Source organism: Methanobrevibacter sp. 87.7 (genome assembly GCF_002208625.1).
Classification (GTDB): domain Archaea; phylum Methanobacteriota; class Methanobacteria; order Methanobacteriales; family Methanobacteriaceae; genus Methanarmilla.
Genome location: NZ_MRCT01000079.1, coordinates 1 through 8,825, shown reverse-complemented (window position 1 = coordinate 8,825; position 8,825 = coordinate 1). Strand labels below are relative to the sequence as shown.

Here is an 8,825-nt window from a genome sequence, read left to right as displayed (position 1 = left end):
AACATTTATTTTTTCAGTAAGGTAGTGTATGTCTTCTTTTTTATTTCCTCTTTCAAGGAATAATTCTTTTAATCTTTCTACATATTCTTCATAAGTCATGAAATTTTTTAACATATACGTTCCCCCTTTTTATATATAATGTAATTTTCATTGTTTATAAATTTAATTTAAGTTTTAGATCTTAGCTATTTAATGTATTTATTTTTTTTAATTTAGATTTTAGTTATTAATTGTAATTATTTTCATTTCATATTTTAATTTTAGTTTTACTTATTTAGTTTCTAATCCTAATTTTAGCTATTTATATTAAATTATTTTACAGTTTTTATACATTTATCTAATTTTTTATTTAAATTAATAATTATTATATAATATCAATTACAATATAATATTATTCGTTTATTCTTTAGATAAAATTATTTAACTTTTATTTCTAAATTTTAGGTTTCAAGTGAATAATTTTATTTAAATTTTAGATATAAAAATATTTACGAGGTATAATATGGATAGAAAGTATCAGATTATTATAGCAATAATTGTTATTATTATAATTGCTATTGGTGCTTCTTATGCTTTAGGATTTTTAGACTTTGGTCCAAGTACTCAATTTGATAATAAATTTATGAAAGGTACTTTCCAAGGGGAAGTTGTTGAGCAGCCTATTTCTAATAATAGTGGTTCACTTAAAGATTGGTCAAAATCTTATAAGGATAAAACTAATGGTATAGAATATAATATGTCTTCACTTGATAATGTTAGTCTTATTGTAGATATTATGTCTATTCAAGCAGGTTTAAAACAACCTGAAACAAGAGAATATAATGATGTTAATTGGACTATCTATTATTCACAAGCTGTTCCTAATACTAATGCATCAATAAATAACACACCTAATAATACTTCACAGAATGTTTATGATGTATATATATGTGAAGCATTTAAGAATAATCAAAGTTATCTTATATATGTAGTATCTAATGGTACTGTAAAATGTGATGGTTCAACTTATTGTGATTTATATACTAAGAATATTGAGCCTTTATTAAAATCTATTGAACTTAAACAGGGTACTAATGTACCTAAGATTAATGATACTCTTGGTGTAAGTAGAGGAGATTATAATAAACTTGTAAAATATGTTGAGGCATATAAAGCAGGTAATATTACTTCTAATGGTAATAATCAAGCTCAATAATGCTTTTTGAACTATTGAAGTTTTATTATAATTCTTTTCTTTTTTTATTTTATTTCTTTTTAAGCTATTTTTTTACTTATTTTAAAGCTATTTTTTACACTTAATTTTTTAAATTTCTAGTTTTTTTATCTAATTATCAATTATTTTACAAATTTATTTAAACTAATTTTAATAAAATAATTATAGATTAATATTTACTTATATGATTCAAGGTTTTACTATGTATGTAACAATTTTTCATGCTAATGAATGTGATAAGAAAAAATGTACTGCTATTAAATTAGAAAAAGAAGGTAAAGCTCATTTAGTATATAAAATACGTAAAATTCCAAGAGGAGCAATTGTTTTAAATCCTTTTAGTGATAAAGCAGTTTCATGTGAAGATAGAAAGTATATTGAGAAAAAAGGAGTTGTAGGTCTTGATTGTTCATGGAATAAGATTAATAAATCTGCTACTTTCTTTTCATTATCAAAGTATCATAGATCTCTTCCATTTTTAATTGCTACAAATCCTGTAAATTATGGTAAACCATGTACTTTATCTACAGTAGAAGCTATTGCTGCAACATTTTATATTGCTGGATTTAAAGAAAAAGCAAAAGATTTAATGGATGGTTTTAAATGGGGTCATACTTTTATTGAACTTAACTATGAACTTCTTGAAGCATATAGTAATGCAAAATCTAGTGTAGAAGTTGTTGAAATTCAGAATGATTTTTTAAAAAATCATAAATAGTTTCATATTTTTTTTATACTTAGTTTAAATTTTAATATAAAATTAGTTTAAATTTATATTTTTACTTACTATCTTAATTTTATAATTTTAATTTAAAATTAGCTAATAGTTTTATTGTAAAAACTTTTTATTTAAAAATAGTATATGATTTTTAATAAAAATATTATATTTTTAGCTTATTTTGTGTTAAAATCCTTAATATTTAAATACTATTAAAATGTAATATTTTATTAATATAATATTTATGAATTTACTATTTTTTTCATATTTATTTATACATTATATTTTTTAACTAGTTCTAATCATTTGATTAGATATAATGATTATATTTACAAGGAGGATTAATAATGGCAAAATTTGAAGAAGCTGAAGAAAGACTTTTCAATGTAAAAATTTGCTTAAAATGTGGAGCTCGTAATCCTGCTGCTGCTACAAATTGTAGAAAATGTGGTTACAAAGGATTAAGATTCAAAGCAAAAGAACCTAGAGGATAATTTTATTCTCTATCAATTTTTATTTGACTATTTTTTATAAATTTTATATGATTTTTAATTTTACTTGTTTTTTAGTTTATTATTTTTTCTATAGCTATTTTTTAGAGAATTTTTTGCTTTAATTATTTTAGTTATTTTTTAGAATTATTTTAGTTGTCTTGTTTTTCTATAACTATTTAGTTTAGAATATTTATCAACTTTAACTATTTAATCATATAACAATTGTATAATCATCTTTATCTTTAATTCTTCGTTGTGAATCTAATTTAATTAAATCATAAACTGCAGGATTTTTAATTAATACATTCCATACTTTATATGTTGTTTCAATAAAATCTTTATTTAATTTATTTTCATCATGTATTAACGGACATATGTATGGAAATTCATTTTCATCAATTATTAGATGGAATTTATTATCTTCAATATGTGGTATTAATGGGAAAGTTCTACATTGTATTGGTCTTATTTCACGTTTACAATGTGGTGGGTTTACACATTTTACAAGGTATAAATCATAGTTATATTCTGTTTCATCTGGTGGGATATAGTATAATTCAAAGTCTTTATCATCATCTTCATATATTAATTCTTCACCAGGTAATAGGTAAAGACCTACTTCATTATCTGTATTATACTTATCATAGACACAACAGATTTCGTTACATAATTTTCCACAATCATAATCTGCAGGTGAGACTTTATCAAGTGTTTTATATATTTTTTTAATATTTTTTATCATAGATTTTTTAGTGTTTTTCATAGATTAACCTTAAGTATTATTATATTTTAATTATAAATCTTAAATTTAGTTATTATATTTTGAAAATTTGTTTATAGTATAATAATTTTAGTTTTATTTTATTATATTTGAAAGTTATAATAAATTTAAGTTTTATAATTATATTTGAAAGTTTATTTATAGTATAATAAATTTAAGTTTTATATTTATATTTTGAAAGTTTATTTATAATATAATAATTTTAAGTTTTATAATTATATAAATAAGAAGTTTTATAAAATATAATTAATTAATATAATTATATTATATTTTAAAATTTAAATTTAATTATTATTTTTTTAAAAAAGGGATATAAATGAATATAGTAGAAGAAAAATTAAAGGAAGCAAGAAAAGATCATATTTTACATTTAACATTAATTGATCCAGATGAACAAAGTCCAGAAGAAGCATTAAATATTGCTAAAGCAGCTATTGAGGCAGGTACTGATGGTATTATGATTGGAGGTTCTACTGTTGATCAATATGATGTAGATTCCACATGTAAAATTTTATCTGAAAATATTGATTCACCAATTATTATATTTCCAGGTAATTCATCAAATGTTAGTAAATATGCTGATGCTATATTCTTTATGAGTTATTTAAATTCAAATAATCCTTATTATTTCATTGGAGCTCAAAGTTTAGCTGCATATAATGTTAAAAAATCTAGTATTGATATTCTTCCAATGGGTTATATTGTTTGTGAACCTGGTGGAACTGTTGGATGGGTAGGTGATGCTAAACTTGTTCCACGTAATAAACCTAAAATTGCTGCTGCATATGCAATGGCTGCAGAATGTTTTGGTATGAGATTTGTATATCTTGAAGCAGGTTCTGGTGCGGATAAACAAATACCTCCTGAAATGATTGCTTATACTAAAGCTGCAACTGATGTTATGCTTATTGTTGGTGGAGGTATTAGAGATGCTAAAGCATCTTATATTACAGCAAAAGCTGGAGCAGATATTATAGTTACTGGTACAATTGTTGAAGAATGTGATAATGTTAAAGCTAAAATTAGTGAAATTGTATCTGGTATTAGGAAAGCTCAAAATGATTAATTTTTATTATAATCCTATTGGGTATTAAAGCTTAGAATGATTAATTTTAATTAATTAATCTATTACTTATTTTTTTATAGCTATTTAGCTATTTATAAAATCTTTTTTTTATTAAGTATTTATTATTTTTATTTAGCTATTTTTTTCTAGAATATTTATAAATTATTTAAGAACTTATATATTTTATAATAAAGAAAATATTATTAATTTATTAAATGAGGTATGAGAATGTTAACTTCATTATATGAGGAAGCAGCTAAAAAAAGAGGAATTATCAAAGAAGAAATAGAGGAAATAGATAATTCTAATTTTGATATTAATAAGTTTTGGAACTTTGATTATATTGAACCATCAAATAATAATGAACTTAAGATTGCTGCAGGTGATGGTAGTTATTCATCAAAAAAATTTTTAGGTTTTAATATATATGCAGTTGCAGCTCTTGGTTTAATATTTGATGGAAAAAAATTAGATAGTATTGAAAATGTTGAATTAGATGCTACTTATCATCAGAAATTTTTTACAGATAAACTTAGAGCTAAAATGAGTATTTTTGAAATTGAAAATGCTATTTCTGCAATTAATGATAAAAAAGTTGATTATTATATGATTGATGGATCTTTACTTGGTGATATAATAAGACCTGCACCTAATGATACTGAACTTCAAAAATTATATATTGAGAAATTAGATAATCTTGTAAAAATATTAAAATATAAACGTAAGATGATTGCAGTATCAAAAACATCAACTGCTAATGAATATTTTGGAAGTAATATTCCTGATATGTCAATTTTTGAAAGATTTAATAAGATGGAAGGATATTCAAATCCAATATATATTAATGTTGATAATCAAGTAAAAAGGGAATTTATTATTCATAATACTTTCTTTAAATCATTAAATTTCACAATATTTTATGTTCGTCTTGATGATTATAAGAATATTTTAAAGGTAGAGTTACCTTATAAAGCAGATAAAGATGAGGTTGAAGAAATCATTTCTATTATAAAAAGAGATTCAATTGAAGGATATCCATATCTTCTTAGAAAAGCTCATCAGGATGTTATTATTAGACATAAAGATATTATTGATTTATCTAAAATTTTAGGTTTATATGAAAAAACTGGTAGAGAAATGTTAAATTAGTTTTATTACTTGGTATTTAGCTATTTAAGTTATTTAGGATGTTAAATTTAGTTTTATTACTTAGATGTGTAGCTATTTAAGATGTATATTGTCTAGTATAAAATTGTTTTAGAATACTAAGTCTAAATTTAATACTAAATATTTTAATTAAGATTAATTTATTTAATAGTTTAGTAGATTTGATTTAATTTAAATTAAGTATTTTTTTAAAATTTAGCTATTTAAACTTTATTTCATTTAATTAAAGTAATAAATGTATATCATTAAAAGGTGTAAATATGAAAAATGATGTAATTGGTAGATGTATTGGTGAAACTTCATTAACTAATGTAAGTTTTGTATCTAAAGAAATGCCAAAAATGGGTGAATATGTAACATTAAAATATGATAATAAGATTATACTTGGAATGATAGAATCATTAGTACGTGGTAGTGTAGCTCTTAACAATGATATCTATGATCCAAATACAATTGAAAGGATTAAAAATATTGAAGGTGATGATTACTATATTAAAGGTAATGTTAAGATTTTAGGTGATATTGATTATCTTAAAATACCTCGTACTCCTGCACCTCCTGGAACTGAAATAAAACTTGCAAGTAGTGATGTTTTAGATAAAATTTTCAGATTTAAAGATGGACTTAAGTTAGGTCATTTAATATCTAATGAAGATGTTGAAGTTAATCTTAATATTAATAAAATGGTTTCAAGGCATTTAGCTATTTTAGCTATGACTGGAGCAGGTAAATCTAATACTGTTAGTGTTATTATTGATGGTTTACTTGCTAATGGTGGTTGTCCTTTAATATTTGATATGCATTCAGAATATGTAGGTGCAGATTTTCCAAATGGTGAAGTTAATAAAATAGATCCTATTGTTAATCCATTATATCTTGAATTTAGTGAGATTTTACAACTTGCAAATATTACAGGTAAATCATTTGTTCAAGAAAGATACTTTAGAAAAGCATTTAACCTTGCAAAAGAGGAGTTAAGAAAAGGTACAGAATCATCTCATGATTTTATTTATTCTATACGTTCTAGATTAGAGTCATGGTATTCTGATGAAGAAACTTATAATCCTAAAGAAAGAAACACTATAATGGATGTTATAAATAAACTTGATGATATGGATTCTAAGTATTCTAATCTTTTTAATTCAAATTCTGCTAATATTTTATCTAAAATTAAATTAGGTATGGCAAATATTATTGATTTAGGTCAAGTAGATGAAAATACTGCAGAGGTTTTAGTTGCACATGTTTTAAGGACTGCTCTTAAAAGTAGGAAAAATTATGTTCATGGAGATAAAAAAGCACTTAGTTTTCCTGTGTTCTTTGTATTAGAAGAAGCACATATTTTAGCACCTAATTCACGTAATACAAAATGTAAATATTGGGTTTCAAGAGTTGCACGTGAAGGTCGTAAATTTGGTTTAGGTCTTTGTTTAGTTAGTCAATCTCCAAAATCTGTTGATCCTGATGCTTTATCTCAAGCAAATAATATGATTATTTTAAGACTTGTAGAACCTAAAGATCAAAGACATGTTCAATCTGCAAGTGAATCTTTATCTGATGATTTAGTAAATCAACTTCCTTCCTTAAACATTGGTGAAGCTTTAGTTTTAGGTCTTATGACTAAGGTTCCAACACTTGTAAAAATAGATGAATTTAAAGGAAGAGTTGTTGGAGATGACATTGATGTTTTAGATCAATGGAGACAATATAAAAAAGATAAAGAAGAAGAGCTTGAAAGACAAAAAGCTGAATCTAGAGCTTTAGATGGTTATTATTAATTAAATTTTAATAAAAATATATTTAAGTATTTAAATAGTTTTTATTAATTAATTTTTAATACTTGTGTATTTTAAGTATTTTAGGTAGTTTTTATTAATTAATTTTAATAAAACTATATTTAAACATTTTAAATATTTTTTTATAAATTAATTATAATATTTTTAAATTTTTAGTCATTTTATTTTTTTTGTTTAATCATTTTTCTATTTTTATCTAATTTTTTTAAATGTATTTATACTTTAAAGTAGTATATTATGTATATTGTTTGTATTTTATAAAATAAAATTTATTTTAAATAAATTAATTTTTTTCATATTTTATTTACAAACTTATTAATTATTTATTTTATATTTTTTTATTTACTCAAATTAAGGAGTGTTTTTTATTAAAAAACGAAATTTATATAGGATATTTGTTATTTGTTTAATTTTATTTACTGGATTAGGTTTAATTTCTGCTACAGATAATAATACAAGTCAAATTCAATTATCAACTAATGAGAATTTAACAGATTCTGATAATTCAGATAATGTTTCTGTTGATGATAATAGTTCAAATTTAAATACTGATAGTGAAGTTTATACTGCTAATGGTGGTATTCGTAATATATCATTTAGTAATGGTTATAATGGATATTGTGTTAATTTAAGTTTACATTCTGCAGGTCCTGGTCAAAAATTTAATGTAACTAATACTTCTGTAATTTATAATCCAATTCAAAAGGTTGCTACAGGAGATTATCTTAAAATTTTATTTTATAATTACTGGGATTCTGTAAATACATATAATATGTCTGTTATTCAAGATGTAATTTGGAGATTTTCTGATTCACCATTTATACCATATACTGATGATGATTATGATGGTCCAATAGTTTCTTCATTAGTTAGAAATATTATTAATGATTATAATTCTGGAGTTAGAATTGATGATCATGGCGCAATTAAAAAATTAGATAATAATACTGAATTAATTTTTGATTTTGAAACTTTTGTTCCTTTTGAAAATACTGTACAATCCTATTTTGGATATAAAGTTACATCAAAAGATATGGATACTTTTATTAATAATACTACTATTAATACTACTAATAATACTACTAATATTACAAATGATACTAATGCTAATGGTACTTTTAATTTTGCTAATGGTACTGGAAATATTGTTTCTGGTAATGGTAGTTCTGGTGTAGTTGTTGATAATGGTTCTGGTGGTAATAATGTTACTAATGGTTCTGGTGTAGTTGTTGATAATGGTACGGGTAGTGATAATATCACTAATGATAGTTCTAATAACTTTACTGGGGATAATAGTACTATAAACAATGGAACTAATAATACAATAATTAATAATAAAATTAATATTGTTTTTGATAATAATTCAAATGTGAATAATAGTACTAATGGTTCTAATTTAAATAATGGAACTGATTTAGGTAGTATGTATAATACAGGTAATCCATTATTCCTTATTATAGCTGCTTTAGCTATTATTGGTTTAATTCCATTTAATAGTAAAAAATAGATAAATATGTAATTTTTACATATTTTTTTTATTTATTAAAATTAGACTTTTATTTAATTGTAAATTTAAATTATAAATTTTTA

The 8,825-nt window shown here is 22.5% G+C and carries 8 protein-coding genes; 7 read left to right on the top strand and 1 reads right to left on the bottom strand.

The features are described 5' to 3' along the window. The first annotated feature begins 502 nt into the window (after nucleotides 1-502). From BGI41_RS05095 to BGI41_RS05085, 3 genes are all read left to right on the top strand, one after another. On the top strand, nucleotides 503-1,195 hold the full coding sequence (locus tag BGI41_RS05095; RefSeq protein WP_088539174.1) for a hypothetical protein: 693 nt from the start codon (nucleotides 503-505) through the stop codon (nucleotides 1,193-1,195). A gap of 220 nt (nucleotides 1,196-1,415) precedes the next feature. Next, nucleotides 1,416-1,931, top strand: a complete 516-nt coding sequence (locus BGI41_RS05090) for a DUF367 family protein (protein WP_088539172.1) — start codon at nucleotides 1,416-1,418, stop codon at nucleotides 1,929-1,931. Nucleotides 1,932-2,278: 347 nt separating this feature from the next. Beyond that, entirely contained in the window at nucleotides 2,279-2,425 is a 147-nt protein-coding gene (locus tag BGI41_RS05085; RefSeq protein ID WP_016358474.1) for a 50S ribosomal protein L40e, read from the top strand. Nucleotides 2,426-2,636: 211 nt separating this feature from the next. On the opposite strand, the gene BGI41_RS05080 is transcribed toward BGI41_RS05085, so the two are convergent. Further along, a complete protein-coding gene (locus tag BGI41_RS05080) occupies nucleotides 2,637-3,188 on the bottom strand; it encodes a hypothetical protein (RefSeq protein WP_088539170.1) in 552 nt (183 codons plus the stop codon). Nucleotides 3,189-3,522: 334 nt separating this feature from the next. On the opposite strand from BGI41_RS05080, the gene BGI41_RS05075 reads away from it, so the two are divergent. The 4 genes from BGI41_RS05075 to BGI41_RS05060 all read left to right on the top strand — a co-directional run bounded on the left by BGI41_RS05075 (nucleotide 3,523) and on the right by BGI41_RS05060 (nucleotide 8,742). Beyond that, a complete protein-coding gene (locus BGI41_RS05075) occupies nucleotides 3,523-4,272 on the top strand; it encodes a geranylgeranylglyceryl/heptaprenylglyceryl phosphate synthase (RefSeq protein WP_088539168.1) in 750 nt (249 codons plus the stop codon). A gap of 228 nt (nucleotides 4,273-4,500) precedes the next feature. Continuing rightward, nucleotides 4,501-5,421 (top strand): DNA double-strand break repair nuclease NurA, encoded by a 921-nt coding sequence (locus tag BGI41_RS05070; protein ID WP_088539166.1) that lies wholly within the window; start codon nucleotides 4,501-4,503, stop codon nucleotides 5,419-5,421. A 278-nt stretch (nucleotides 5,422-5,699) separates the two neighbouring features. Next, nucleotides 5,700-7,217, top strand: coding sequence for an ATP-binding protein (locus BGI41_RS05065; RefSeq protein WP_088539164.1), 1,518 nt, complete (start codon nucleotides 5,700-5,702; stop codon nucleotides 7,215-7,217). Between the two features lie 376 nt (nucleotides 7,218-7,593). Next, nucleotides 7,594-8,742 (top strand): hypothetical protein, encoded by a 1,149-nt coding sequence (locus tag BGI41_RS05060; protein WP_088539162.1) that lies wholly within the window; start codon nucleotides 7,594-7,596, stop codon nucleotides 8,740-8,742. Nucleotides 8,743-8,825 lie beyond the last annotated feature (83 nt).